The 25452-nt window shown below is 71.3% G+C and carries 19 protein-coding genes, 1 tRNA gene and 4 pseudogenes; 16 read left to right on the plus strand and 8 right to left on the minus strand.

The window, feature by feature from the left end:
• Positions 1-7: 7 nt before the first annotated feature.
• Both JKP76_RS14595 and JKP76_RS23550 read right to left on the minus strand, forming a co-directional pair.
• Complete coding sequence (locus JKP76_RS14595) at positions 8-1243, minus strand: hypothetical protein (protein WP_200491671.1); 1236 nt, start codon at positions 1241-1243, stop codon at positions 8-10.
• Positions 1240-3216 (minus strand): DUF4209 domain-containing protein, encoded by a 1977-nt coding sequence (locus JKP76_RS23550; RefSeq protein ID WP_200491672.1) that lies wholly within the window; start codon positions 3214-3216, stop codon positions 1240-1242. Before JKP76_RS23550 ends, JKP76_RS14595 begins: the two co-directional genes overlap by 4 nt.
• Before the next feature lie 752 nt (positions 3217-3968).
• Between JKP76_RS23550 and JKP76_RS21260 the strand changes: the two are divergent.
• Together JKP76_RS21260 and JKP76_RS14605 are read left to right on the plus strand one after the other, a co-directional pair.
• Positions 3969-5003, plus strand: a pseudogene (locus JKP76_RS21260) (DEAD/DEAH box helicase family protein); the annotation flags it as partial.
• A 397-nt stretch (positions 5004-5400) separates the two neighbouring features.
• Complete coding sequence (locus JKP76_RS14605) at positions 5401-8760, plus strand: type ISP restriction/modification enzyme (protein WP_309232997.1); 3360 nt, start codon at positions 5401-5403, stop codon at positions 8758-8760.
• Positions 8761-9107: 347 nt separating this feature from the next.
• Here JKP76_RS14605 and JKP76_RS14610 read toward each other — a convergent pair.
• Positions 9108-10336, minus strand: a pseudogene (locus JKP76_RS14610) (IS256 family transposase).
• A gap of 540 nt (positions 10337-10876) precedes the next feature.
• On the opposite strand from JKP76_RS14610, the gene JKP76_RS14615 reads away from it, so the two are divergent.
• Both JKP76_RS14615 and JKP76_RS22635 read left to right on the plus strand, forming a co-directional pair.
• On the plus strand, positions 10877-11896 hold the full coding sequence (locus JKP76_RS14615; protein WP_200491673.1) for a tyrosine-type recombinase/integrase: 1020 nt from the start codon (positions 10877-10879) through the stop codon (positions 11894-11896).
• A complete protein-coding gene (locus tag JKP76_RS22635; RefSeq protein ID WP_200491674.1) occupies positions 11785-12081 on the plus strand; it encodes a tyrosine-type recombinase/integrase in 297 nt (98 codons plus the stop codon). Before JKP76_RS14615 ends, JKP76_RS22635 begins: the two co-directional genes overlap by 112 nt.
• A gap of 101 nt (positions 12082-12182) precedes the next feature.
• Here the strand turns inward: JKP76_RS22635 and JKP76_RS14625 are convergent.
• Positions 12183-12267 (minus strand) — tRNA-Leu (locus tag JKP76_RS14625).
• Between the two features lie 114 nt (positions 12268-12381).
• Between JKP76_RS14625 and JKP76_RS14630 the strand changes: the two genes are divergently transcribed.
• The 4 genes and pseudogenes from JKP76_RS14630 to JKP76_RS21265 all read left to right on the plus strand — a co-directional run bounded on the left by JKP76_RS14630 (position 12382) and on the right by JKP76_RS21265 (position 15031).
• Complete coding sequence (locus tag JKP76_RS14630) at positions 12382-13710, plus strand: M20/M25/M40 family metallo-hydrolase (protein ID WP_200491675.1); 1329 nt, start codon at positions 12382-12384, stop codon at positions 13708-13710.
• 7 nt (positions 13711-13717) lie between these two features.
• Entirely contained in the window at positions 13718-14518 is an 801-nt protein-coding gene (locus JKP76_RS14635) for an SDR family oxidoreductase (RefSeq protein WP_200491676.1), read from the plus strand.
• A 71-nt stretch (positions 14519-14589) separates the two neighbouring features.
• Positions 14590-14754: pseudogene (locus JKP76_RS24155) on the plus strand (SRPBCC family protein); the annotation flags it as partial.
• 40 nt (positions 14755-14794) lie between these two features.
• Positions 14795-15031, plus strand: a complete 237-nt coding sequence (locus JKP76_RS21265) for a hypothetical protein (protein WP_242471958.1) — start codon at positions 14795-14797, stop codon at positions 15029-15031.
• A 97-nt stretch (positions 15032-15128) separates the two neighbouring features.
• Here the strand turns inward: JKP76_RS21265 and JKP76_RS14645 are convergent, their stop codons facing one another.
• Positions 15129-15608, minus strand: coding sequence for a class I SAM-dependent methyltransferase (locus tag JKP76_RS14645; RefSeq protein ID WP_242471959.1), 480 nt, complete (start codon positions 15606-15608; stop codon positions 15129-15131).
• Between the two features lie 265 nt (positions 15609-15873).
• On the opposite strand from JKP76_RS14645, the pseudogene JKP76_RS24160 reads away from it, so the two are divergent.
• The 3 genes and pseudogenes from JKP76_RS24160 to JKP76_RS14655 all read left to right on the plus strand — a co-directional run.
• Positions 15874-15984 (plus strand): annotated as a pseudogene (locus JKP76_RS24160) (NADPH:quinone oxidoreductase family protein); the annotation flags it as partial.
• A gap of 298 nt (positions 15985-16282) precedes the next feature.
• Positions 16283-16693 carry a zinc-binding dehydrogenase gene (locus JKP76_RS21280; RefSeq protein ID WP_309233066.1) on the plus strand — a complete coding sequence of 137 codons (411 nt, stop codon included), beginning with the start codon at positions 16283-16285 and terminating at the stop codon, positions 16691-16693.
• 31 nt (positions 16694-16724) lie between these two features.
• A complete protein-coding gene (locus tag JKP76_RS14655; RefSeq protein ID WP_200491678.1) occupies positions 16725-17546 on the plus strand; it encodes a pentapeptide repeat-containing protein in 822 nt (273 codons plus the stop codon).
• On the opposite strand, the gene JKP76_RS14660 is transcribed toward JKP76_RS14655, so the two are convergent.
• Positions 17543-17746, minus strand: a complete 204-nt coding sequence (locus tag JKP76_RS14660) for a DUF5703 family protein (RefSeq protein WP_200491679.1) — start codon at positions 17744-17746, stop codon at positions 17543-17545. The genes JKP76_RS14655 and JKP76_RS14660 overlap by 4 nt on opposite strands.
• A 132-nt stretch (positions 17747-17878) precedes the next feature.
• Here JKP76_RS14660 and JKP76_RS14665 point away from each other — a divergent pair, with 132 nt between their 5' ends.
• The 4 genes from JKP76_RS14665 (at position 17879) to JKP76_RS14680 (ending at position 21394) form a co-directional block, all read left to right on the plus strand.
• Positions 17879-18145: a hypothetical protein gene (locus JKP76_RS14665; RefSeq protein ID WP_200491680.1), complete on the plus strand. Its 267-nt coding sequence runs from the start codon at positions 17879-17881 to the stop codon at positions 18143-18145.
• A gap of 180 nt (positions 18146-18325) precedes the next feature.
• Positions 18326-19405, plus strand: a complete 1080-nt coding sequence (locus JKP76_RS14670) for a glycine betaine/L-proline ABC transporter ATP-binding protein (protein WP_200491681.1) — start codon at positions 18326-18328, stop codon at positions 19403-19405.
• Complete coding sequence (locus JKP76_RS14675; protein WP_309232998.1) at positions 19398-20474, plus strand: ABC transporter permease subunit; 1077 nt, start codon at positions 19398-19400, stop codon at positions 20472-20474. Before JKP76_RS14670 ends, JKP76_RS14675 begins: the two co-directional genes overlap by 8 nt.
• Positions 20471-21394, plus strand: a complete 924-nt coding sequence (locus tag JKP76_RS14680) for a glycine betaine ABC transporter substrate-binding protein (RefSeq protein WP_309229715.1) — start codon at positions 20471-20473, stop codon at positions 21392-21394. The genes JKP76_RS14675 and JKP76_RS14680 overlap by 4 nt, the downstream gene beginning before the upstream one ends.
• Before the next feature lie 80 nt (positions 21395-21474).
• Here the strand turns inward: JKP76_RS14680 and JKP76_RS14685 are convergent, their stop codons facing one another.
• Positions 21475-23445, minus strand: coding sequence for an AAA family ATPase (locus JKP76_RS14685; protein WP_200491682.1), 1971 nt, complete (start codon positions 23443-23445; stop codon positions 21475-21477).
• Complete coding sequence (locus JKP76_RS14690; RefSeq protein WP_309229713.1) at positions 23442-24386, minus strand: aldo/keto reductase; 945 nt, start codon at positions 24384-24386, stop codon at positions 23442-23444. The genes JKP76_RS14685 and JKP76_RS14690 overlap by 4 nt, the downstream gene beginning before the upstream one ends.
• 181 nt (positions 24387-24567) lie before the next feature.
• Between JKP76_RS14690 and JKP76_RS14695 the strand changes: the two genes are divergently transcribed.
• Positions 24568-25419 (plus strand): undecaprenyl-diphosphate phosphatase, encoded by an 852-nt coding sequence (locus JKP76_RS14695; RefSeq protein WP_200491684.1) that lies wholly within the window; start codon positions 24568-24570, stop codon positions 25417-25419.
• Positions 25420-25452: the final 33 nt, after the last annotated feature.

Consider the following 25452-nt stretch of genomic DNA (forward strand, 5'->3'; position numbering starts at 1 on the left):
TCCCCCGTCAGTCCTGCCAGAGCTGCGCCAGCGGCGCCAGTCCCGCGGTCTGGAGGTCGCTCTCGAGCCACGACCGCTCGCCGGCGTATCCCGCGGCCCACACTTGGAGTTGCTCGTCGACGTCTGCCTGTAGGGGGATGATCACCGTCTCGCGCACCAGGTGCGGGCAGACGGTGCGCCGCAGCCCGGTTCCTTCGCTCGCAACAACGGTGACGTCCTCGATGGTCGGGTCGGTGGCTCCGGGTGCCACGGCCAGCCCGGAGGACACCACCACCCCAGCCACGTGTGACGCATCGGGAAAAGCCGCACGGAAGGCGACGCTCAAGAGTTGGATGCGGTCGGGCCACGGTCGCTGCTGCCAGTCGGTGAACTGGAACAGTCCGTCGAGCGCATCGACACGGATCCAGATCGAGGGCCAGCCGCTGGTCTGCCGGATCTTCCCTCCTACAGAGCGGGCGAGGCGGTACCAACGGTCGCCATGCATGGGCGCGCCCAGGAAGGTTGTGCCGTCGGTGGGCGGCTCGGACACCACCTGAATCGTTCCGGCCGGGGTGCGGAGTGTCTGACCCGTGCCGCCTCGTGACACGAGCACTGCGGCGGCGTCGACCTCGCGAAGCCACGCGCCGGTCGCGGCGGCGTCGAGATGGCCGGTGAGGTGGGTGATGGTGACGACTCCGTGGCGTTGCTCGATGGCGAGCAGCGCGTCCACGAGGTGATCTTCGTAGGCATGGTGGTCGCGGTCGGGGTCGGAACGGAACAGTGATGTTGTCTCCACGACCAGCGGCATCCGCCCGTCGGCTGTGTTGAAGACGACGTCGGCGCGGCGGTCGCTGTCGGGGGTGGGCGGCTCGAAGCCCGCTCGCCAACCGGTCGCGGTCGCAAGGCGCCCCACTTCCAGCTGCAGGAGCAGGTGTCGCCAGGCTTGCTGGTCCAGGCCGCGCTTGAGCTCGGCGCGCACCCGCGCGAATGATGGCTCGGCCGTGGCGGCGGCCAGTCGTAGTCCCAGGCTGAGGAACTGCGGTAGCGCGCCAGCATGAAACGCGAACAGGCGCAGCTCGGGCGGCAGCCCGCCATACGCGGCTTGCTGGCGACGGAGCCAGGAGGGCCCGAGCAGGGCCTCGAGATCCGCCAGGACCGCATGCACGGCCCGGCGGCCGTGGAGGGTAAGCCCGCCGGCTTGCGTGATTGCCCTGAGCTCTGCCCAACCGCTGATGGAATCGGCTTCGCGCCCTGGATGGGTCATGCGGACGAGGTGGGTCCGCTCGATCCGTCGAGGAGGCGGCTTCGTAGTCGGGCGCGCCGGCCCTCGACCGCGCTGTGCAGCCTCAATCCAGCGGTGGCGATCTTGACCAAGATGGTGTCGGCGATGTGCGCAGCGCCGGTGAGGGGCCGTAGCTGCGGAAGGACATCGACGTGGCGGCCAAGGTCGTCGGCGATGGGGCTGGCGGTGATGAGCACGGCCGCGGCGCGCAGGACGAGCGCGGTGTAGGTGGGAGTGAGCTCGGTGACGAAACCGTGCGCGACTTCGTTGCGGATGTTCGCCCCGAGTGGGCCGAGGAGGAGCCAGCGCAGGAACCAGGCCCAGTCCTCGTCGAGAGCGAGCTTTTCGAGTTCGGTCAGCAACACATAGAGGCCGGGGTAGCCCCCGGGGCTCTTGTCGACCTGAACGCGGTAGATCCCTTCGTCCAGCTCGCGGAGCAGTGCGCGCGCGGCGGCCTCGATCTTGGGGATCAGGACGCAGACGGCGGCCTCGTAGTCGCCGGCCCAGAAGTAGATGAAGCCCTTGGCGAGGCTGCGGGCGAGGCGGGGGTCGGCGGCGCCGACGTTGATCAGCAGGCCGGTCAGCTCGTCCAGGTCGGGCGTGCCGAACCTCTCCGAGATCCGGTGCAGGGCGATCGCTAGCAGCTGACCGTGGTTCTCGGCGGCGACGCGCCCGGCGAAAGCCATGTCGTGGCGGTCCTGCTCGGCCTCGGAGGAGAAGGTGGCTTGGGGCAGTCCGTTGCCGTAGATCGTGGTCGAGAAGAGCCGGCCGAGGCTGCCACGTCGTTCGACGGCGTACTCCCGAAGGCTGCTAACGCTGCCTGACGGAGCATTCGGGCTGAGCAGGAACACGGCGATGCCCCTCCGCCAGTCGGAGCCTCGCGTGAACTCATCGAGGTAGGACTCCGGGACCCAGTTGGGCAGGCTGCTGCTGGCGCTGATGCGCTGCATCCCGAGCTCTTCGGGCCGGATGGCCTGCATCTTGGCGGCGATGTCGCGCGCGTGGTTCGTCATGCCGCGCGTGGTCGCGGTGCGGGCAGCCGCTTCCAGGCGGTGCATCCGCACCGCAGCGTTCGGGGAGGCATCGGCGTCGCGCAGGTAGCCGGCGAGTTCGTCCCCGTCGATCGCGGCCAGGTCGCCGGCGGTGGCTGCACCGCCCGCGACCTTGCGTCGCATGGACGCGACCTCCGAGGCGAGGTCGGCGCGCGACACCACGGAGGCAAGGGTGGTGAGAACCGTGTTGGCGTGGTCACGGAGGGACGTGGTCTGCGTGGCGTCCAGGGGCTTCTCACACAGAGCCGCCACGAGCGGAAACAGGACGCCGGGACGATTCTTGCCGTCACCGGCCACGAGAGAGTCGACGCGTCGTTCGATCTCGTCGAGTACCTCTCCCTCAACTTCGGCAGCTTTGACCAGCCGGCAGAGGGTCCATGCCCGCACCAGGTAGGTGGTGGTGTCCATGTCGTCGGCGCGGTCGCCGACGGCGTCGAGGTAGGCGCGCCCCGCACGCCGGGCGTGACCACCGACATTCCCAACACGGCGCAGAAACAGCAGATCGCTGAGGCGGGCGAGCGCGGCCGGTGCAGTGACCTCCTCTGCGAGTGCTTCCCACAGGGCGACGTCGTCGGCACCCACGTCCCTGATGGAGGGAAGGCCAAGGCCGCCGCCGACGGCGAGGTCGGTGCCAGGTCGTCCCCGCAGCTCGAGGTTGAGGGGCCGGGCGGCGAGCTGCCCGAGGACCCGAACACACTCCTCGCTCAGCGGTGAGGTGAACTCCTTGACGGCCTTCTCGATGGCCCCCCATCCCTCCCAACCCTCGATCAGGTCGGTGAACGCGGCGTCGAGGACGCGTGCAGCGTGGGGTACGTCCGTGGCTGCAAACGTGTAGGGCAGGGGAGCGGCCGGAGGTGGATCGTCATCGGAGGTGGCGCCCTCGTCGGGACTCTCGTGGCCCACCTCCGCGGACCCGGTTGTGCCCTCGCCGACCGTCGAGGGAAGGTCGGCTCCAGGAGGTACGTCCGGCCGTGGCATTGGGAGGGATGTTGATTCCTCGTCGGGGTCGGACGCACTCACCCCGTCATGTTCCCAGCGCGTGGGAGGGACGTCATGCGGGTTGCGCGGGTCGAGCAAGGTCCAGCCGGCTGGGGGAATCACTGACAAGTGCCCGAGGGGGATTGGAAACCACCGTTACGCCGGACCGGCGAGTCACCTCCGACACGGAGCTGGCGTCTTGGCCCCATCACCCACTGCTCGCAGACGGCGGCTATAACTCAACGCTGGCGTAGGTGGTCATTGGCGACCCGGCATGGAACCGGGCTGGTTGCACTCGTGGTTGCAGTTGGCCCCGTCCGCGCTAGTTCCTCGTTACCCGCCGTCGCGCAAAGAGGCGGCTCAAGCGGCATACAGAACGCCAGCGAACTACGACGAACGCGATCATGACGGCCTGGCAGTGTCGGAGTTGGAAGTTCGAGCCAGCAGTCCCTCTGATCAAGTCGCGGTCGTAGAGCGTCGTCGAGCGCGCCGCCCAGCGCCGTAGACACGTCAAGTAACCCAGCACCTCGTGTTGCAGAGCCTCAGATGACGGGTTGAACCAGGTGGTCGTCGACCGTAGGTCAACGTCGATGGACGCGGGCCAGTCAATCTTGGGCCCTGCGAGGGGTTGACTCGTCCGGGCGGGGCAACCCTGTCCGGACGTTCTGTCGGGCAAGATGCGAAGCGTGACGGGGACCATCCACGCTGTCCTGGACCGGCTTCGCAGCGAAGCGCTGGACGAGCGGGACAAGGGCAGCAAGTTCGAGCGACTGATCAGGGCCTACCTGACCTCCGACCCCGAGTGGAAGTCGCGGTTCTCCGACGTCTGGCTGTGGTCGGACTGGCCCGAGCGTGCCGGTCGGCCGGACACCGGCATCGACCTGGTCGCGGCGAATGCCGACGACGGCGGGCTCACCGCCATCCAGTGCAAGTTTTACGCACCGGGTCGCACGGTCGCCAAGGCCGACATCGACTCGTTCATCTCCGCCTCGGCCTCCTCGCAGTTCACCAGGCGGATAGTGTTCGACACCGCGGCCGGCTGGTCGGCCAACGCCGAGGAGACGCTGGCCGGGGGAGTGGCCCAGCGCGTCGACATCGGGTACCTGGCCGACGCCGCCATCGACTGGGACCAGTTCTCCTGGACGACGCCGGAGATCGTCGTCCCGACGGGCAAGAAGGCGCTGCGCCCACACCAGCAGAAGGCGCTGGATGACGTCCGCGTCGGGCTCGCCGAGCACGACCGGGGCCAGCTGGTGATGGCCTGCGGCACCGGGAAGACCTTCACGAGCCTGCGGATCGCCGAGGACCTGGTGGGCGCGGGCGGCGCCGTGCTGTTTCTCGTGCCGAGCATCCAGCTGCTGAGCCAGAGCCTGCGGGAGTGGATGGCCAACGCCGAGGTGGACATCGCGCCGTACGCAGTCTGCTCCGACGTCCGGGTCGGACGGCGCACGCCGTCCGACGACGCCGACCAGCTCCCGATCGACCTGACCGAGCCCGCCTCGACCGATCCGCAGACCTTGCTGACTCGCTTCGAGAAGGGCGAGCAGGCTCCCGGACGCATGCGGGTGGTCTTCTCCACCTACCAGTCGATCGACGTGGTGATCCAGGCCCAGGAGCGGGGCCTGCCGAGCTTCGACCTGGTCGTCTGCGACGAGGCCCACCGCACGACCGGCGTCACTTTGGCCGAGGGGGACGAGTCGACGTTCGTCCGGGTGCACGATGCCGACGCCCTCAAGGCGACCAAGCGGCTCTACATGACCGCGACTCCACGGGTGTTCGGCGAAGAGGTCAAGCGCAAGGCGACCGATGCCGACGCGGTGCTGGCCGACATGGGCGACGTGGAGGTCTTCGGCCCCGAGCTGCACAGGCTCAGCTTCGGGCAGGCGGTCGAGGCCGACCTGCTCACCGACTACAAGGTGCTGGTGCTGGCGGTCGCACGAAAAGTACGTCGCGGAAAATTTCCAGCAGGCCATGGCCAACTCCGGAGAGATCCCGCTCGACCAGGCCGCGAAGCTCATCGGCTGCTGGAACGGTCTCGCGAAGAACTTCGGACCGGCAGCGACCATCGGCGACGGTGCGGTCGTCGACCCCACACCGATGCGGACCGCGGTGGCCTTCGCCCAGCACATCAAGGCGTCCAAAGCGGCGGCTGCCGCGTTCCCCGACCTCGCCGACCGGGCGCAGATCGACACGCCCGAGGACCGGCCGCGACTCCGCATCCAGGCGGCGCACGTCGATGGCACCATGGGGGTTCACGAGCGCAACACGCACCTGGCCTGGCTGAAGGAGACCCCGCAGGACGGCGTGTGCCGGGTGCTCACCAACGCCCGGTGTCTGTCCGAGGGCGTCGACGTGCCGGCGCTGGACGCGGTGCTGTTCCTCACCCCGCGCGGCTCGCAGGTGGACGTTGTGCAGTCCGTCGGCCGGGTGATGCGCAAGGCACCCGGCAAGGAGCTCGGCTACATCGTGCTGCCGGTGGTGGTGCCCAGCGGCATCGCCCCGGAGGAGGCGCTGCGGGACAACGAGCGCTACAAGGTCGTCTGGCAGGTGCTGCAGGCGCTGCGCAGCCATGACGACCGGTTCCACGCGATGGTCAACCAGATCGAGCTGAACAAGCGAAAGCCCGACACCGTCGAGATCGTCACGATCACCGGCCCGACGGACGGCGACGGCGTGACCGTGCCCGACCCGGACCAGCCCACGCGGAAGACCACCGAGCAGCTGCTCATGGAGTTCCCGGCCGACGAATTCCGGGACGCGATGTACGCGCGGATCGTCGCCAAGGTCGGCGAGCGCCGGTACTGGGAGACCTGGGCGAAGGACATCGCCGACATCGCCGCCGCCCATGTCACCCGGATCAAGGGCCTGCTCGCCAAGCCCGGACCGGCGGCCGACGAGTTCGAGCACTTCGTCGCCGGCCTGCGCGGGAATCTGAACGACTCGATCACCGATGACGCCGCGATCGACATGCTGGCCCAGCACCTGATCACCCGGCCGGTGTTCGAGGCGCTGTTCGCCCACTCCAGCTTCCTGGCCGGCAACCCGGTGGCTCGGACGATGGAGAACATGCTGGCGGTGCTCGATGCGCACGCTGTCGGCGTGGAGAACGAGACGCTCGAGGGCTTCTACGACACCGTGCGCAAGCGGGTGGCCGGGGTGGACAACGCGGCCGGCAAGCAGCGGGTGCTCGTCGAGCTCTACGACAAGTTCTTCGCAACCGCGTTCCCGAAGACGGTGGCGAAGCTCGGCATCGTCTACACGCCGGTGGAGATCGTCGACTTCATCCTCCGCTCGGCCGACGAGGTGCTGCGCGCCGAGTTCGGCCAGGGGCTTACCGATGAGGGCGTGCACGTGCTCGACCCGTTTACCGGCACCGGGACTTTCCTGGTGCGGCTGCTGCAGAGCGGCCTGATCGAGCCGCACGACCTGGCGCGGAAGTACGCCAACGAGCTGCACGCCAACGAGATTCTGCTGCTGGCCTACTACATCGCCGCGGCCAATATCGAGACGACGTTCGAGGATCTCGAGGGGACGCCGCAGCCGTTTCCCGGCCTGGTGCTCACCGACAGCTTCCAGTCGTGGGAAGACGGCGACCAGCAGGACATCGACGTCATGCCGGAGAACAACGAGCGGCTGGAACGGCAGAAGCAGTTGCCGATCCAGGTCATCATCGGCAATCCGCCCTATTCATCTGGGCAGGATTCCGCCAACGACGACAACGCGAATGAGAAGTACCCGACCCTGGACGCCGCGATTCGGGACACCTACGCCGCGCGGTCGACGGCGACCAACAAGAACTCGCTGTACGACTCGTACATCCGGGCCATCAAGTGGGCCACGCTGCGGATTCAGGACCGCGGCATCGTGGCGTTCGTGACCAACGGCGGGTTTCTGGACTCGAACACCGCTGACGGCATGCGCAAGACGCTCGCCGAAGAGTTCTCCGCGATTCACGTCTTCAACCTGCGTGGCAACCAGCGCACCTCGGGTGAGGATTCTCGGCGCGAGGGCGGCAAGGTCTTCGGCAGCGGCAGCCGGGCCACCGTGGCCATCACGATTCTGGTCAAGGAGCCGGCAGCGACTGGGCCGGCCAGCGTGCATTACACCGACGTCGGCGACTATCTCACCCGCGAGGAGAAGCTTGCCACGGTTGCGGAAGTCGGCAGCATCGGCAGCCTGACCCCGGTCGTCATCATCGCCAACGAGCACGGCGACTGGGTGAATCAGCGAACCGACGACTTCGACCGCTTTCTGCCCGTGGAGGACGTGTTCGCCGTCCAGTCGGGCGGCCTCAAGACGAACCGGGATCCCTGGTGCTACTCGTTCGGGCCACACGCGGTCGAAGCAAACATGCGGCGCCTTGTCAGCACCTACGAGGCTGACAGGGCCGCTGGGCGGTCCTCGTCCAATGCGACCCGCGACGACAAGCTGATCAGCTGGAATCGCAGTCTTCTGGCGGACCTCGACCGGCGGCGGGAGCGCCGCTTCGAAGAGGACCGAGTCGTGACCAGTGTGTATCGCCCATTCACCAAGCAAGCGGTCTACTTCAGTCGCGCATTGAACGACATGGTCTACCGCCTATACGAGCTTTTCCCTGCTCCACAGGCGAGCAATCTCGGCATTTACCAGGTCGGGGCGGGCTCGGATGTCCCCTTCTCGGTACTCAGTCTCGACTGCCTACCGAACCTTCATGTCACAGGCGCAGGTAGTGGCGGCAAGTTCTTCGCGCGGTGGCGGTACGAGAAGGTCGACGAGTCGGGGATGTTCGACGTCCACCAGGGGGAGGTGGTCGACGGCTACCGGCGTATCGACAACATAACCGATGAGGCACTGGCCGCGTTCTCGGCGGCGTACCCGAACGAGTCGCTGAGCAAGGACGACATCTTCAACTATGTGTACGGGCTGCTGCACTCGCCGGAGTACCGGGAGAACTACGCCGCGGATATAAAGAAGATGCTGCCCCGCATCCCGTTCGTCATGGACTTCCGCGCCTTCGTCGACGCGGGTAAGCAGTTGGCCGAGCTGCACCTGGGCTACGAGACCGTCGAGCCGTACCCGCTGGAGGGCCTCGACGTCTCCGGTCCCGGCGGCGAGGCGGACTACGCGTTCTTCGCTGTCCGGGACAAGAAGATGGCCTTCGGCAAGCCGACCGCGGAGCAGAAGGCCGCTGGGCTACGACACGATCGGTCGGTGATCCACTACAACGACCGGATCACCCTGCGCGGCATCCCAGAAGAGGCGTACCGGTACATGCTCGGCAGCCGGTCGGCCATCGAGTGGATCATCGACCGCTACTGGGTGAAGACCGACAAGGCGTCGGGCATCGTCAACGACCCCAACAACTGGTCCCGCGAAGTCGGCGATCCGCGCTACATCGTTGATCTGCTGGCACGCGTCGTCACAGTCTCCTTGGAGACGATCAGGGTGGTGGACTCGCTGCCACCGCTTTATGTCCGCCACGACGCGTGAAAGACGCGGGACGGTCAGCCCGCGATCACGGTGCGCCGGCCGCTCTTGATGCGGCACAGGCCGGCCACGAGACAACGCTTGGCGGTCCATACGCAGCGTCGCTCGTGGGCTGGCGGCCCGTGCCCCTGCACCTGCACGAAGCTGCGCGACGTCGAGGTCATTCACGGCCGGGGCGTGCCTTATCCGTGCCTTAAGCACCGGCCAAAGCCGGTGATCAGCGGTCAGCAGGGGTCAGCACCGTTATGGCACGGGAGCGGCGCACAGGCTGCGCTGAGCTGCGCAGACGGAGGTGACGTCCCGCTGAGTGGTGGATGTAGTCCTCACCGTGTTGGTCAGCGGTGTGGTGACTATGACGCGATCAGTGCCGGTTGCGCCACCTCCTTGGTCGGGTTCGGGTGGTTGAGCACGGCCATGGAGCCCTCGGAGAGGTAGCGGCGGTCGGAGACCTGCCATTCGTCGTGCGCCTCGACCAGCACCGCGCCGGCCAGCCGCAGCAGTGCCTCGGGGTTGGGGAAAACGCCCACGACGTCGGTGCGGCGCTTGATCTCCTTATTCAGCCGTTCCAGGGGATTGGTCGACCAGATCTTCTTCCAGTGCGCGACCGGGAATCCAGCGAAGGCCAACAGGTCCTCCTCGGCCTCGCGCAGCATCGCCTCGACCTTCGGGAACTGGCGGCCGAGCATGCCGGCGATGACGTCGAGCTGGGAGTGCACGTGTTCGGCGTCGGGCTGGGCGAAGATCGTGCGGATGGCGGCGGCGACCATCTCGCTGTTGCCGCGCGGCACCTGAGCGAGCACGTTGCGCATGAAGTGCACCCGGCAGCGCTGCCAACTGGCGCCGAGCAGGACCGCGCTGATGGCGGCCTTCAACCCGGCGTGGGCGTCGGAGATGACCAGCTGCGTGCCGGTCAGCCCGCGGGCCTTCAGTGAGCGCAGGAACGCTGTCCAGAAGGCGCCGTCCTCGGAGTCGCCGACGGCGAAGCCGAGCACCTCCCGGTGTCCGTCGGCGGCCACCCCGGTGGCGATCACGACGGCCTGGGAGACCACCCGCCGGTTGACTCGCGCCTTGCAGTAGGTCGCGTCGAGGAACACGTAGGGGAAGGCCTGATCGGCCAGCGAGCGGTCGGCGAAGGCGGCCACCTCCTCATCGAGGTCGGCGCAGATCCGGCTGACTTCGCTCTTGCTGATCCCGGTGTCCGCGCCGAGCGCCTTGACCAGGTCATCGACCTTCCGAGTCGAGACGCCGTGCAGGTAGGCCTCCATGACCACCGCGAACAGCGCCTGGTCGATCCGCCGACGCCGCTCCAGCAGCGATGGGAAGAACGAGCCGGCGCGCAGCTTCGGGATCCGCAACTCCAGATCCCCGGCCGTCGTCGACAGGGTTCTCGGGCGGAGCCGTTGCGCTGCGCGGTCCGGGCCTCGGTGCGCTCGTGCGGGGCGGCACCGATCACCGCGGTGAGCTCGGCCTCAATCAAGGCCTGGTAGATCGTGGTCGCTGCCGACCGGATCCGGTCATCGACATCGGCGGCCTTCAGTGCATCGAGCACCTCGAGCAGGGCAGACTGGTCCAGGGCCATCGTGTGCTGTGTCCTTCCGCGAGAACCATTGGCGTGGTCTCGCTGACCATCACACGATGGCCCCTCGCACGTGATCACCCACGCGGTCGTGGCCTGGACTTACACCACCAGCGGGGACGTCACCCAGACGGACATACGAGCCGGTCAGGGCATGGAGCGGGTGACCGGGATCGAACCGGCATGGCCAGTTTGGAAGTCCGGCTATCGCGCCGCGCTCTTCATGTCCCGCGATTTTCGTCGCGTCATCGACGTCCGAGACCGAGGATCGAGTGCGTCCACGCGGTACCTCTCCGCAGGGCGGCCTACCGGAGAAGGACTGGAGAGGCTCGGTAGGTCGCTCGTGAAGAGTCCCACGGTGCGGGCGTTCAGCTGGGCGGTCGCGTCCTGACCGTCGTCCACAGCGTCGGCTTGCGTCCACAGATGGCTGCCGGTGCCGGCCGCCGGACTACCGCTGGGCGTTCCGTAGTCGTTGCCGTGGCTGGCCTGAAGCAGTCATCCGGCTGACAGCGGAGTCGCGGGGTCGAGCGATGGAGGTCTGCGATGGTGAAGCCGCGGAGACGGCAGGCGGGCGAGGGCGGGATCAGCGAGTACATGACCAAGGCTGGTCCGCGCTTCCTGATCAAGTTCACTGCTCAGCGACCGGACGGTACAAGGCGCGTCGTCCTCAAGCGCGGGTTCAAGACCAGGAAGGACGCCGCTGCGGCACTGCGCGCGGAGGTCCGCAAGGCCGAAGTGGGGGAGTGGGTCGAGCCGTCGAAGCAGCGTCTCGACGCCTACCTCGCCGAGTGGATCCAGGGCCAGCGGCTCAGCCCCTCAACGCTGGCCTCCTACCGGAAGAACATCCGGCTGCACATCGATCCGTACCTCGGTGCACAGTCGGTCGCCCGGCTCACCGGTCCAGCGGTGGACGCATGGATGCGCACACTGGAGGAGTCCGGCCGCGCGGATGGTCAGGGCGGTCTCTCCGCCCGAACGGTGCGCTACGTGTACACCATCCTGCGGTCGGCGCTGGGTGACGCGGTCACACAGGGACGGCTCTCGGTCAACCCGACCGACCGGTCGACACCGCCGAGCCCATCGGAGGCGCGTCCTCCGGAGATGCAGGCGTGGACCGCGGCCGAGCTTGGCCGGTTCCTCAGCTGGGCGGAGGCCTATGACGAGGACCTCGCCATAGGCTGGCGGCTGCTAGCGGCCACCGGGATGCGCCGCGGAGAAGCGCTGGCCCTGCGCTGGCGCGACATCGACTTGGACGCCGGCCGCCTCGCCATCCGCCGCAGCGTCGGCGTCGTGAAGACCAAGGGCGCCGGCGAGCGCTTGGTCGAGGGCCCCACCAAGACGGGCCGGTCACGCGTTGTCGACCTGGACTCCGGCACCGTGGCCGCGCTGCGTGAGCCTACCGGGCCGCTCGCGGACTGTTGGCGCTCGATCTCGTGCGCGACTCGGCGCTCGTGCTCAGCAACTTCGACGGCACCCATCGGCACCCTGAGCGGTTCTCCCGCCACTTCGCCGGCCATATCGCGCGGGCGCGTCGAGCGCTGGGGGAGGAGCGGCTGCCGGTGATCCGGCTGCACGACCTCCGCCACACCCACGCCACGCTCCTGCTGGCCGACGGCGTGCCGGTCAAGGTCGTCTCAGAGCGCTTGGGCCACGCGAGCGCCACGATCACGCTGACCGTCTACCAGCACGTGCACCCCGGCATGGGTCGCGAGGCGGCCGACCGCTTCGCTGCCCTGCTCGAAGGGTGATCCGGTGCGCGAAGTATCACGCGGGTATCACGAGGCCCTAGGAGGCCGTTCCAGCAGAACGCCCCGGGCTCCTGACGTGCAGGAACACCGGGGCGATGTTGTGTCCGAGGGGGGACTTGAACCCCCACGCCCGATAAAGGGCACTAGCACCTCAAGCTAGCGCGTCTGCCATTCCGCCACCCGGACGAGTGCGTGGCAAGACTACCGGACCCGATCCGGCGTCCGAAGCACCCCCTGCCGGCCCGGTGCGCCCTGCTCCAGCCGGTGGGGAGGGGACGCGCCCGGTGGCACGATCGCCGCATGACCGACGACACGGTGGCCCCGCTGACCCGAGCCCAGGACGAGGTCGCGGAGCTGCTCTCCGACCTGATCCGGATCGACTCGACCAACACCGGCGCCACCGCCACGAGCGCGGGGGAGCGGGCCGCGGCCGAGTGGGTCGCGGGCACGCTCGACGAGGTCGGCATCGACTCGGTCATCCACGAGTCCGAGCGCGGCCGGGCCAGCCTGGTCGCCCGCATCCCTGGCCGGGACCGCAGCCGCCCGGCGCTGCTCGTGCACGGGCACCTCGACGTCGTCCCCGCCGACCCGGCCGAGTGGAGCGTGCACCCGTTCTCCGGCGAGGAGCGCGACGGCTACATCTGGGGCCGGGGCGCTGTCGACATGAAGGACATGGACGCGATGGTGCTCGCGCTGGTCCGCGACTGGGCCCGCACCGGCGTGCAGCCCGACCGCGACATCGTGCTCGCGTTCGTCGCCGACGAGGAGGCCGGCGGCAAGCTGGGCGCGCACTTCCTCGTCGACGAGCACCCCGACCTGCTCGAGGGCTGCACCGAGGCGATCAGCGAGGTCGGCGGCTTCAGCATCACCGTCCGCGACGACCTGCGCCTCTACCTGGTGCAGACCGCCGAGAAGGGCCTGGCCTGGATGCGGCTCACCGCCGGGGGCAAGCCCGGGCACGGCTCGTTCGTGCACGACGACAACGCCGTCACCCGGCTGTGCGAGGCCGTCGCCCGCATCGGCAGCCACCGCTTCCCGCTCACGCTCACCCCGCCGATGCGCCAGTTCCTCGCCGCCGTCGAGGACGCCTACGGCATCGAGATCGACCCGGCCGAGCCCGAGCTGGCCCTGGCGCGGCTGGGCAGCATCAGCCGGATGATCGGCGCGGCCCTGCGCAATACCGCCAACCCCACGATGCTCGACGCCGGCTACAAGGCCAACGTCATCCCCGGCACCGCGTCGGCCACCGTCGACGGCCGCTTCCTCTACGGCCAGGAGGAGGAGTTCGAGCGCCAGCTCGCCACGCTCGTCGGCGAGGGCGTGCAGCGCGAGTGGCTCGTCCACGACCAGGCCGTGGAGACGACGTTCGACGGGCCGCTGGTCGACCAGATGGTCACCGCACTCCGGGCCGAGGACGACGGCGCCCGCCCCGTGCCGTTCACGATGAGCGGCGGCACCGACGCCAAGAGCTTCCAGCGTCTCGGCATGCGCTGCTTCGGGTTCTCGCCGCTGCGGCTGCCCGCCGACCTGGACTTCGCCTCGCTGTTCCACGGCATCGACGAGCGGGTGCCGGTCGAGTCGCTGCGGTTCGGCGTCCGGGTGCTCGACCGGTTCCTGCGGTCGGCATGATGGGGGAGTGACCGCTCCCACACTCAAGCCCGGTTCCGTCGCACTCATCACCGGAGGGACCGGTGGCTTCGGCCGCGCCCTCGCCACCAAGCTGAAGGCAGCCGGCGTCACCGTCGTCCTCGCCGACCTCGACAGCGAGCGCAACCGCCAGGTGGCCGAGGAGCTCGGCTGCCCGTTCGTCGTCCTCGACGTCGCCGACCGCGCGGCCAACGCCGCCGTCGTCGCCCAGGTCGAGGCCGAGCACGGCCGGCTGGACGCCGCGTTCCTCAACGCCGGGATCGCCGGCAAGTCGCGGCAGGCCCTCGACGTCGACGAGTTCCTCAAGGTCGTCGAGATCGACCTGTTCGGCGTCGTCTACGGCACCGAGGCCGCGCTGCCCGCGCTGCGCCGGGCCGGCGGGGGCTCGATCGTCGTCACCGCCTCGCTGGCCGGGCTCGCGCCGCTGGCCACCGACCCCGGCTACAGCGTGGCCAAGGGCGGCGCGATCACCTTCGTCCGCTCGATGGCCGCGCGGGTGATCGACGAGAACATCCGCATGACCGCGATCTGCCCCGGCTTCGCCGACACCGCGATCATCGACGGCATCCGCGAGACGTTCATCCAGAACAACTTCCCGATCCTGTCGGCCGAGGAGGTCGCGGACGCCATGATCGCCGCGTGGACCTCCGGCGAGCCGGGTGCGGCTTACATCGTGCAGCCGGGGATCGGGGCGGTGCCCTACAAGTTCAAGGGCGTGCCCGCCGCGAAGACCGCCAGCGGCGAGACCGCCGGCGTCCCCAGCGCGCTGAAGCCGGGCTCGGCGACCTGACCCCTCCCCGGTGCGGCTGCGGTCGGCGACACTGCCCCGACCGCAGCCGCCCCGGGACGGGAGTGCAGCCCATGCGACACCGGATCTCCGCAGCGGTCGACGTCGAGGCACCACCGGACGCCGTCTGGGCGGTGCTGACCGACCTCCCCGGCCACGCGGCGTGGAACCCGTTCATCCCGTCGGCGGCCGGCACGGTCGCACCGGGGGAGCCGGCTGTCGCTGCGGCTGCAGCCGCCCGGCGGCCGGGCGCTGCCCATCCGGCCCACGGTCACCGAGGTGGTCGACGGCGCCGTCCTCGAGTGGCTGGGCCACCTCGGCGTCCCCGGGCTGTTCGACGGCCGGCACCGCTTCGAGCTGACCGCGACGCCGGCCGGCACGCGCCTGGTGCAGAGCGAGTCGTTCAGCGGCCTGCTGGTGCGCCCGCTGCGCGGATTCCTGGACGGCGGCACGCTGGCCGGGTTCCGGGCGATGAACGACGCCCTGCGCGGCGAGGTGCTGGCCCGCCGGAGCTGATCAGGCGGGATCGTCCTGCGAGCAGGCGAAGAGGAACGCCGGCGGGACGTTCCACGGCGTGATCCGCCAGCGCACCGAGCGGAACCGTCGGCGGAACTCACCCAGCATCAGCGGCGAGTACTGGATCACCACCATCACGCCCCGCGGGCCCAGCAGACGGGGCAGCTCGTCGAGGATCCGCCGCCGCAGCTCGCCGTCCCAGCGACGTGAACGGCAGGGCCGAGACCAGCACGTCGGCGCGCCGGCCGTCGAGGTGGGCGGCGACGTTCTCGGCCGAGTCGGCGAGCACCTGGAGCCGGTCGTCACCGGCGTAGCGCTTGGCCAGCGCCGTGGCGAGCTTCTGGTCGATCTCCACGGCCACCAGCCGGGCGTCCGGGCGCAGGCGGGCGAGGATCTCGCCGGTCTGCACGCCGGTGCCGGCGCCGAGCTCGACGACCAGGTCGGCGGCCGGGACGTCGGCGAGGTCGAGCATGTCGCGCACCGCGGAACGCGAGGTGGGCAGCACCGCCCCGACCTGGCGGGGGTTGGCCACGAAAGCGGCGAAGAAGCGCAGCGGGTCCAGCAGGTGCTGTCTCAAGACGGTCCTCACGTCGGGCCGGCGTCGCGCGGCGTCGTGTCCAGCACCCTGCCACGGCCTGGCGGACGGCGAGACCCGGCGGGGGCAGGTGACGGCGGTCACCCCCGCGTCTGGCAAGGTCGGGGGCATGCGTGCATGGCGGGTCCACGACCTCGGCGACCCCGCGGAGGTCATGAGCTTCGACGAGGTCGACATCCCGACCCCGGGCGAGGGCCAGGTGCTGGTCAAGGTGCGGGCGGCCGCCCTCAACTTCCCCGACATCCTGATGGCCCAGGGGCTGTACCAGGAGAAGCCGCCGCTGCCCTACACGCCGGGTGTCGAGCTGTGCGGCGAGATCGTGGAGACCGGGCAGCGGGTCATCGGCTCGCCCGCCAGCGGGCCGGGTGCCTTCGCCGAGTACGCGCTGATGGACGCCGCCGCCGCGTACCCCGCGCCCGAGGGGCTCTCCGACGAGAAGGCCGCCTCGCTGTACCTCACCTACTCGACCGGGCACGTCGGCCTGCACCGCCGGGCGCACCTGCAGGCGGGGGAGTGGCTGCTCGTCCACGCCGGCGCCGGGGGCGTCGGCTCGGCCGCGATCCAGCTGGGCAAGGCCGCCGGCGCGAAGGTGATCGCCACGGCCGGGTGGTGCCCGCAAGACCGAGATCTGCCGCGAGCTGGGTGCCGACCACGTCATCGACTACACGACCGAGGACTTCGTCCCGATCGTCAAGGAGGTCACCGGCGGGCACGGCGCGGACGTCGTCTACGACCCGGTCGGCGGCGAGGTGTTCGACAAGTCCCGGCGCTGCATCGCCTTCGAGGGCCGGCTGCTCGTCGTCGGCTTCACCAGCGGGCAGCACCCGTCGGCGCCGGCCAACCACGTGCTGGTCAAGAACTACAGCGTCGTCGGGCTGCACTGGGGGCTGTACCGCAAGCACGAGCCGGCGCTGTTCTGGCGCACCCACGAGGAGCTGCTGCGGCTGGTCGGCGAGGGGCTGATCGACCCGCTGGTCGGCGACGTGCTGCCGCTGGACCAGGCGCCGCAGGCGCTGGCCCGCCTCGGCGACCGCGGCACCGTCGGCAAGGTCGTCCTCGTCCCGTAGGTCGACGGGTCCCGCCTAGGCTGGACCGGCCATGACGCCCCGCCCGCTCCCGATCGTCCCGGGGCGCGAGGGGCTGTCCGCCGACTGCTCCCGCTGCGCCGGGCTGTGCTGCGTGGCGCCGGCGTTCGCCGCGTCCGCCGACTTCGCCGTCGACAAGCCCGCCGGGACGCCGTGCCGGCACCTGCAGCAGGACTTCCGCTGCGGCATCCACGACCGGCTGCGGCCCGAGGGCTTCCCCGGCTGCACGGTCTTCGACTGCTTCGGCGCCGGCCAGCGGATCACCCAGCAGACCTTCGGCGGGCGGAGCTGGCGGGAGTCACCGGAACTGGCCACCGCGCAGTTCGCCGTCCTGCCGGTGATGCGCCAGCTCCACGAGACCCTCTGGCACCTCGCCGAGGCGGCCGCCCTGCCCGGCGCGGCGGCGCTGCAACCCGCCGTCGCGGCCGCCCGTGCCGAGACCGAGCGGCTGGCCGCCCTGGACGCCGACGCGCTGCGCGCCCTCGACGTCGGCGCTCACCGGGCGGGCGTGGGGGAGCTGCTGCAGCGGGTGAGCGAGGCCGTCCGCACGCCCACCGGGCCCGACCGCCGCGGTGCCGATCTCATGGGCCGCGACCTGCGGCGGGCGCGGCTGCGCAACGCGAGCCTGCGCGGCGCCTACCTGATCGGGGCCGACCTGCGCGGCGCGGACCTGGGGACGGCGGACCTGCTCGGCGCCGACCTGCGGGCGACCGACGTGCGCGGCGCGGACCTCTCGGCGTGCCTGTTCCTCACCGGCCCGCAGCTGGCCGCGGCCCGGGGCGACGTCACCACGCGCGTCCCTGCCGGGCTCCGCCGCCCGCAGCACTGGGGCTAGACGACCGGTCCGGGCAGGTAGGAGAGCCGGGAGCGGCGGCGCAGGATCACCTTGCGCGTGCCGTCGGGGTGCAGCTGGAGCCGGGCGAGCTCCCATCCGCCGACGTCGGACTGCAGGCTCAGCATGGTCGCCGCCGCGGACCGGGACGTGCCCGGTGGGATCCGCAGCGGCGCGAACTCGTAATCGCCAGACGCCTCCATCGGCCCGATTGTGCCTGCCCGGCGCCCGTCGGTCACGCCGTCGTCCCCCCGCCGCCGATCGCCGGCCTGCCGGACCGTCGTCCGGACGGCAGGATAGAAGGCGACCCGACCGCTTCCCCGACGGAGGACGACGTGACCGATCCCGGTGCCGCGAACGACGCCGACCGCGCGGAGCAGGACGCCCTGGTGGACCCACCGGCGGTGACCACCGCGGGCGACGCGACGGGGCCCGGCGACACCGTGCCCGAGGCCGACGCCCTCGAGCAGCAGCTCGCCGCGCGCCCGGGGGAGTCGGGCAGCCCGCTCCGCCCGGTCGGTGACCGCGAGGCGAACGAGGCCGACGTCCTGGAGCAGGAGAGCGAGGTCCCCGCCGACGAGGACGACGTCCTGCCCGGCTGAGGCCGGTCCCTCGTTCCGGGGGTGTCTGTGACGATCCCGTTACGGGCATCTGTCGAGATCCCGACTCCGGGAGCCCGGGTCCTGACCGGCCCCTAGCGTCGATCGTCGGGCCGCGGTCGGCGCGGCCCGACACGACGTGTCCGGCGCCCCCTGCCGCCGGACACCGGGCGAGAGGGACCTGTGACCGCACTGCGAGTCGACGGCCTGTTCAAGGTCTTCGGTCGGTACCCGGCCGGGGCGGTGGAGCGGCTCCGGGCCGGGGCCACCGCCGACGAGATCCGGGCCTCCGGCGCGACCCCCGCGGTCATCGACGTCGATCTGGCCGTCGAGCCCGGCGAGATCTTCGTGGTGATGGGCTTGTCCGGTTCGGGCAAGTCCACCCTGCTCCGGATGCTCAACGGCCTGCTGGAGCCCACGGCCGGCACCGTCACGGTGGGCGGCGACGAGATCACCGCGCTGAGCGGCAAGCGCCTGCGCGAGGTCCGGCAGCGCCGGATCAGCATGGTGTTCCAGCACCTCGCGCTGCTCCCGCACCGCAGCGTGGTGGACAACGCCGCCTACGCCCTCGAGGTCCGCGGCGTCGAGCGCCGCACCCGCCTCGCGGCGGCCCGCGAGGCGCTGTCGATGGTCGGGCTGGACGGGCAGGCCGACAAGCGCCCCGACCAGCTCTCCGGCGGCATGCAGCAGCGCGTCGGCCTGGCCCGCGCGCTCGCGTCGGAGGCCGAGGTGCTGCTGATGGACGAGGCGTTCAGCGCGCTGGACCCGCTGATCCGCCGCGAGATGCAGGACCAGCTGCTCGAGCTCCAGGCCCGGCTGGGCAAGACGATCGTCTTCATCACCCACGACCTCAACGAGGCCATGCGCCTGGGCGACCGGATCGCGATCATGCGGGACGGCCGGATCGTGCGGCTGGGCACGCCCGAGTCGATCCTCGCCGACCCCGGCGACGAGTACGTCGAGCGGTTCCTGGCCGACGTGGACCGCGCCCGCGTGTTCACCGCCGCCGACGTCGCGGTGCCGACGGCGAGCCCCGACGTCCCTCCTGCCGGCCGGGTGCCGGCTGACACCCCGCTGACCGAGCTGCTCGGCCCCGTGAGCGCGAGCGAGGCGCCGATCGCGGTCGTGGACGACGCCGGGCGCACGATCGGCCTGGTCGACGCACGCGCGGTGCTGGCCGCGCTGGCCGGCAGGCCGTCGGACGACCGCGCTGCCGCGCCGCTCGCCGACCGCGCCGGGCTGCTGGAGGGATCCCGTGGCTGAGCCGACCGCCGTCCTCGCGGAGACGTCCCTGCCGCGGGTGCCCGTCGGCGAGTGGGTGGACACCGCCTTCGACTGGCTCAAGGACAACCTCGACCCGGTCTTCGACGCCATCAGCACCGGCACCGAGAACGCCGTCGAAGGCGTCACCGACGGGCTGCTGGCCCCGCCGCCGCTGCTGCTCGCCGCGCTCCTCGCCGTGCTCGCGCTCGGCGTCCGCTCGGTCGTCTTCGCCGTCGGCTCGCTGCTCGGGCTGCTGCTGATCCAGAGCATGGAGCTCTGGGAGCCGGCGATGGAGACCCTCGCCCTGGTGCTGGTCGCCACGCTGGTGTCGGTCGTCGTCGCCGTCCCGGTGGGCATCGCGGCGGCCAAGAGCGCGCGGGTGAGCGCCGTCGTCCGGCCGGTGCTGGACCTCATGCAGACGATGCCGGCGTTCGTCTACCTCATCCCGGCGGTCACGTTCTTCAGCATCGGGCTGGTGCCCGGCGTCGTCACCACGATCATCTTCGCGCTGCCGCCCGGCGTCCGGCTCACCGAGCTGGGCATCCGCCAGGTCGACCGGGAGACGGTGGAGGCCGGGCACGCGTTCGGCAGCTCGCCGTGGCAGATCCTGCGCGGCATCGAGCTGCCCCTGGCCCGGCCCACGATCATGGCCGGCGTCAACCAGGTGATCATGCTGGCGCTCTCGATGGCGGTCATCGCGGGCCTCATCGGCGCCGGCGGGCTCGGCGGCGTCGTCGTCACCAGCATCTCCCGGCTGAACATCGGGCTGGGCTTCGAGGCCGGGCTGTCGGTGGTGATCCTGGCGATCTTCCTCGACCGGCTCATCCTCCTCCTTCGGGGAGCGCCGCCGCGCGGGCGGGGTCCGCTCGTGGCTGGTCCGGCGGCGCACCGCGCCGGCCGTCGGCACCCCCGTCGTCCCGACCGGGGACGCCGACCCGACCCGTTCTCCGGCGGCCGTCGGCCGCTGATCCGCACGGAGCCGACCGGACGCCACCACGGCGCCCGGCGGCCGAGCACGTTCGACGGCCCGCGACGAGGCGGGCCGCACGACGAGAGGAGCACCACGTGACCCTGAACCGACACCGCCGCGGCCTGCGAGCGGCAGCCGGCCTGGCCGCGATCGCCCTGGCGGCCACCGCCTGCGGCAGCGACGACGAGGGCAGCGACACCACCGCCTCCGGCAACGGCGGCGGCGACAGCTGCGCGTCGGTCACCCTGGGGTTCATCCCGTCCTGGACCGACGGCCTGAGCATGGCCCACCTGTGGCAGGACGTCCTGGAGGACAAGGGCTACGAGGTCGAGTTCGAGGAGATCGCCGACGCCGCCCCGCTGTACGCGGGCCTGGCCGGTGGCGACGTCGACGTCTACCCGTCGGCCTGGTCGGAGGTCACCCACGCCGACTACATGGACGAGTACGGCGACGACATCGAGGACCTCGGCTCCTGGTACGGCGGCGCCGTCCTCACCCTGGCCGTGCCCGAGTACGTCGACATCGAGTCGATCGCCGACCTGGCCGGCCAGGCCGACCGGTTCGACGGCCGCATCGTCGGCATCGAGCCCGGCGCGGGCCTGACCCGCACCACCAAGGACGAGGTCATGCCGACCTACGGCCTCGACGACTTCACCCTGGTCGAGTCCTCCACCACCGCGATGCTCGCCGAGCTGCAGGCCGCCGTCGACGCGCAGGAGGACATCGTCGTCACCCTGTGGCGCCCGTTCTGGGCCAACAGCGAGTTCCCGGTCAAGGACCTCGCCGACCCCGAGGGCGCGCTGGGCGACGCCGAGGGCCTGCACACCCTGGCTCGCGACGGCTTCTCCGACGACTGCGGGGAGGTCGCCGAGCTGATGGGCGGCTTCTCGCTCACCGACGAGCAGTACGGCTCGCTGGAGAACCTGGTCGTGAACGAGTACGGCGAGGGGAAGTACGACGAGGCGATCACCGCGTTCTTCGAGGAGAACCCGGACGTCGAGGAGTCCCTCAAGGGCTGACCCGCCTTCCTGCACGAGATCTGCACACTCGGGCCTTTCGACCGCTGGAGAGCCCCGAGTGTGCAGATCTCGCGGACTGCTCAGCCGGCGAGGTCGGCGGCGTACTCGGCCAGCAGCGCGGCCAGCCGGGTGCGCCGCGGGCGGACGTCGACCTCGCGTACGGCCCGCACCAGCGCGGCGCCGCTCGCGTGCACGATCGACAGGTGCTTCTGCGCGCGGGTGAGCGCGGTGTAGACCAGCGGCCGCGAGAGCATCCCCCCGGCCTCGGGCGGCAGCACGACGACGACGCCGGGCCACTCCGACCCCTGCGCGCGGTGCACGGTGATCGCCCACCCGTGCCGCAGGTCCGACAGCGCGGTGCCGTTCACCGTCACCGGCCCCGACGCGAACGCCACGTCCAGCGAACCCTCGCCGGCCTTGGTGACGACGCCGACCTCGCCGTTGGCGAAGCCGACCGGCTCCAGGTCGAGGTGGTTGGCGGTGGCGACGACGCGGTCGCCCGGGTCGAAGCCGAACACGGTGCCCTCGCCCGGGTTGAGCACCGCCTTGAGCGCCTTGTTGAGCTCGATCGTGCCGGCCGGCCCGCGGTGCACCGGCGTCACGACCTGCACCGCGCCCGGCTCGATGCCCAGCGCCCGCGGGATCGAGTCGGTGACCAGCTGCACCACCCGGCGGGCCGCCTCTGCCGAGCCGGTCGCCGGCACGATCACGACCTCGCGGTCGGGGGAGTCGACCACCGGCAGGTCGCCGCCGCGGACACCGGTCGCCAGCCGGGCGATCGCACCGCCCTCGGCCTGCCGGTACAGCGTGGTCAGCTCGGTGACCGGCACGGCCCCGGAGTCGATGAGGTCGCCCAGCACGTGGCCGGGGCCGATCGAGGGCAGCTGCGCGGGGTCGCCGACGAGCAGCAGGTGGGTGCCGTCCTTGCAGGCCTCCAGCAGTGCCGCGGTGAGCTCGACGTCGAGCATCGAGGCCTCGTCGACGACGACGACGTCGGCGTCCAGCGGCCACTCCTCGTTGCGGGAGAAGCCGCCGGTCATGCCCTGTGCGCCGAGCAGCCGGTGCACCGTCGTCGCCGGGTGGTCGGTGAGCTCCTCCAGCCGCTTGGCCGCACGTCCCGTCGGCGCGGCGAGCGCCACCTCGGTGCCCTTGGCCATCAGCAGCTGCACGATCGAGGCGACCGTGCGGCTCTTGCCGGTGCCCGGGCCGCCGGTCAGCAGGCTGACGCCGCTCCCCAGCACCTGGGCGACGGCCGCGGTCTGCGCCTTGTCCAGGCCCTTGGAGACCTTGCGGACCGACAGCGGGTCCGCGATCAGCTCGGCCGCGGCCGACAGCCGGGCCACGTTCTCCGCCACGGCCTCCTCGGCCATGCCGTAGCGGGCCAGGGAGAGCGTGCGCAGCGCGGGATCGGGCTCGGCTGTGTCGGCATCCCCACCTGCCCCGTCGTCCTCGGGGAGCGGCGGCTCGTGCTCGAGGACCTCGCCGCCGTCGACGGCGGCGACGATCGCGGCGGCCGGGTCGGTGATGCCCTCGGCGCGCAGGGCGGCCACCACGAGGTCGGCCGGGAGCACGGTGTGCCCGTCGCGGGTGGCCGTGCGCAGGGTGAGCCCGACGATGGCCCGGCCGCGGCGGGCGTCCTGCCGGTCGGCGCCCTTGAGGACGGCGATCGCCAGCCGGTCGGCGTCCCCGAGCGTGACGCCGGACAGGCTGAGCAGCGCCCACGGGTCGTCGCGCAGCCGGCGGGCGGCGTCCGGGCCCAGCGCGTCGGCGACGCCCGCCGCCAGCTTGGCCTGCAGCCCGGCCGCGAGGAGCATCTCCACGACCTCGTAGGTGGGCGCCGCGGCCAGGAAGCCGGAGAACAGCCGCTCGGCGCGCTGCCGGCCGACGCGCGGGAGCTTGATCAGCCGGTCGGCGGTGACGTCGTCGGGCGAGGTGATGCCGGCCGCGGGCAGCTCGGCGGCGGTCCGCCGGCCCAGACCCGGCCAGAGCCCGGCGGCGCAGAAAGCGGCGAAGACCGGGTCGCCGCCCGGCGCGGCAGCGGGCGCGCTCACCGGTCCGCCCGGCGCTCGGGGTAGCCGGCCGGCGCGGCGGAGACGTCCTCCAGCGCGGTGCGGATCGCGGCGGGCAGCCGCACGCCGTCGGCGTCGAGGGAGGCCTGCAGCTGCTGCGCGGTGCGCGCGCCCACGACCGGGGCGACGACGCCGGGCCGGTCGCGCACCCACGCCAGCGCCACCCCGAGCGGGCTGGTGCCCAGCCCCTCGGCCGCGGTGATCACCGCCTCCACGATCCGGTCGGACTTCGGCGAGCGCAGCCCGTCGATGAAGGCCTGCCACGGCGCGGAGGCGCCGCGGGACTCCGACGGCGTGCTGTGCCGGTACTTGCCGGTGAGGATCCCGCGGCCCAGCGGCGACCAGGCCAGGACGCCGAGCCCCAGCGCCTCCGCGGCGGGCACGACCTCCCGCTCGACCCCGCGCTGAAGCAGCGAGTACTCGACCTGGGTGCTCACGATCGGCGTGCGCCCCGGCCAGGCCCGCTGCCAGGTGGCGGCCTGCGCGGTCTGCCAGCCGGAGAAGTTGCTGATGCCGATGTAGCGGGCCCGGCCCGAGGAGACGGCGAGGTCGCAGGCGGCCAGGGTCTCCTCGAGCGGCGTCACGTCGTCCCAGGCGTGCACCTGCCACAGGTCGACGTGGTCCAGGCCGAGCCGCTGCAGCGAGGCGTCGAGCGCGGCGAGCAGATGGCCGCGGGAGGCGCCGCGGCCCATCGGGCCCGGCGCGGTGCGCCCGGCGGCCTTGGTGGCGACGAGCACGGAGTCGCGCGGCACGACGTCGGTGAGCAGGTGGCCGAGGATCCGCTCGCTGTCGCCGTCGCAGTAGACGTCGGCGGTGTCGACCAGCGTGCCGCCGGCGTCGACGAAAGCGGTGAGTTGCATCGCGGCCTCGTCCTCGTCGGTGTCGCGGCCCCAGGTCATCGTGCCCAGCGCCAGGCGGCTCACGACCAGACCGCTGCGCCCGAGCGCCCGTTGTTCCACGACCGGCCAACCTACCGGCGCGCGGCACCCGGCACGCGGGAGCACCGCTGCCCTCGGAGCGGCGCGGCCGGGCCCGACCGACGCGCCGCCTAGGGTGACCGCTCGTGTCCGCCTGCCGCATCCCCACCCCGTCCGGCGCGCGCTGATGGGCTGGTTCGAAGCCGTCGTCCTGGGCGTGGTCCAGGGCCTGACCGAGTTCCTGCCGATCTCCTCCAGCGCGCACCTGCGCGTCGTGGGGGAGGCCTTCGGCTGGGAGGACCCCGGCGCCGCCTTCACCGCGATCACGCAGATCGGTACCGAGGCCGCCGTCCTGCTCTACTTCCGCCGCGAGATCTGGCGGATCCTCACCGCCTGGATCGGCTCGCTCGGCGGCCGCCGGAAGGGCGACCCCGACGCCCGGATGGGCTGGCTGATCATCGTCGGCAGCCTGCCGATCGGGATCCTCGGCCTGCTGTTCCAGGACAGCATCGAGACGACGTTCCGCGACCTGCGCATCGTGGCGACGACGCTGATCGTCTTCGCGCTGATCCTCTTCTGGGCCGACCGGGTGGGCGCCAAGCAGCGCGAGCTCGACCAGCTCACCGTGCCGCACGGCATCACGTACGGCTTCGCCCAGGCGCTGGCGCTCATCCCCGGCGTCTCCCGCTCCGGCGGCACGATCACCGCCGGGCTGTTCCTCGGCTACTCCCGCGCCGCGGCCGCCCGCTACTCGTTCCTGCTGGCCATCCCCGCGGTGCTGGCCTCGGGCTTCTACCAGGCCTACGACGAGCTCAGCGGCGACACCGCCGGCCCCGGCGTCTCCTGGGGCCCGACGGTCCTGGCCACGGTCATCGCGTTCGGCGTCGGCCTGACCGTCATCGCCTGGCTGCTGCGCTACCTGGACCGGGGCTCGTTCACGCCGTTCGTCGTCTACCGCATCGCGCTCGGCGTCCTGCTGCTCGTGCTGGTGTTCGCCGGCGTGCTCGACCCGGAGCCCGCAGCCTCGTCGCTGCCCTGAGCCGAGGGCGGGGTTCCGGGGCCTGCGGGTGAG

Origin of the sequence: Blastococcus sp. TML/C7B (genome assembly GCF_016612845.1) — a bacterium.
Taxonomy (GTDB): Bacteria; Actinomycetota; Actinomycetes; order Mycobacteriales; family Geodermatophilaceae; genus Blastococcus.

Bases quoted from the DNA above. Each gene is read 5' to 3' on its own strand.
- JKP76_RS14595 (WP_200491671.1), bottom strand. From the start codon at position 1,243: ATGACCCATCCAGGGCGCGAAGCCGATTCCATCAGCGGTTGGGCAGAG.
- JKP76_RS14615 (WP_200491673.1), top strand. From the start codon at position 10,877: ATGGTGAAGCCGCGGAGACGGCAGGCGGGCGAGGGCGGGATCAGCGAG.
- JKP76_RS14630 (WP_200491675.1), top strand. From the start codon at position 12,382: ATGACCGACGACACGGTGGCCCCGCTGACCCGAGCCCAGGACGAGGTC.
- JKP76_RS14655 (WP_200491678.1), top strand. From the start codon at position 16,725: ATGACGCCCCGCCCGCTCCCGATCGTCCCGGGGCGCGAGGGGCTGTCC.
- JKP76_RS14660 (WP_200491679.1), bottom strand. From the start codon at position 17,746: ATGGAGGCGTCTGGCGATTACGAGTTCGCGCCGCTGCGGATCCCACCG.
- JKP76_RS14695 (WP_200491684.1), top strand. From the start codon at position 24,568: ATGGGCTGGTTCGAAGCCGTCGTCCTGGGCGTGGTCCAGGGCCTGACC.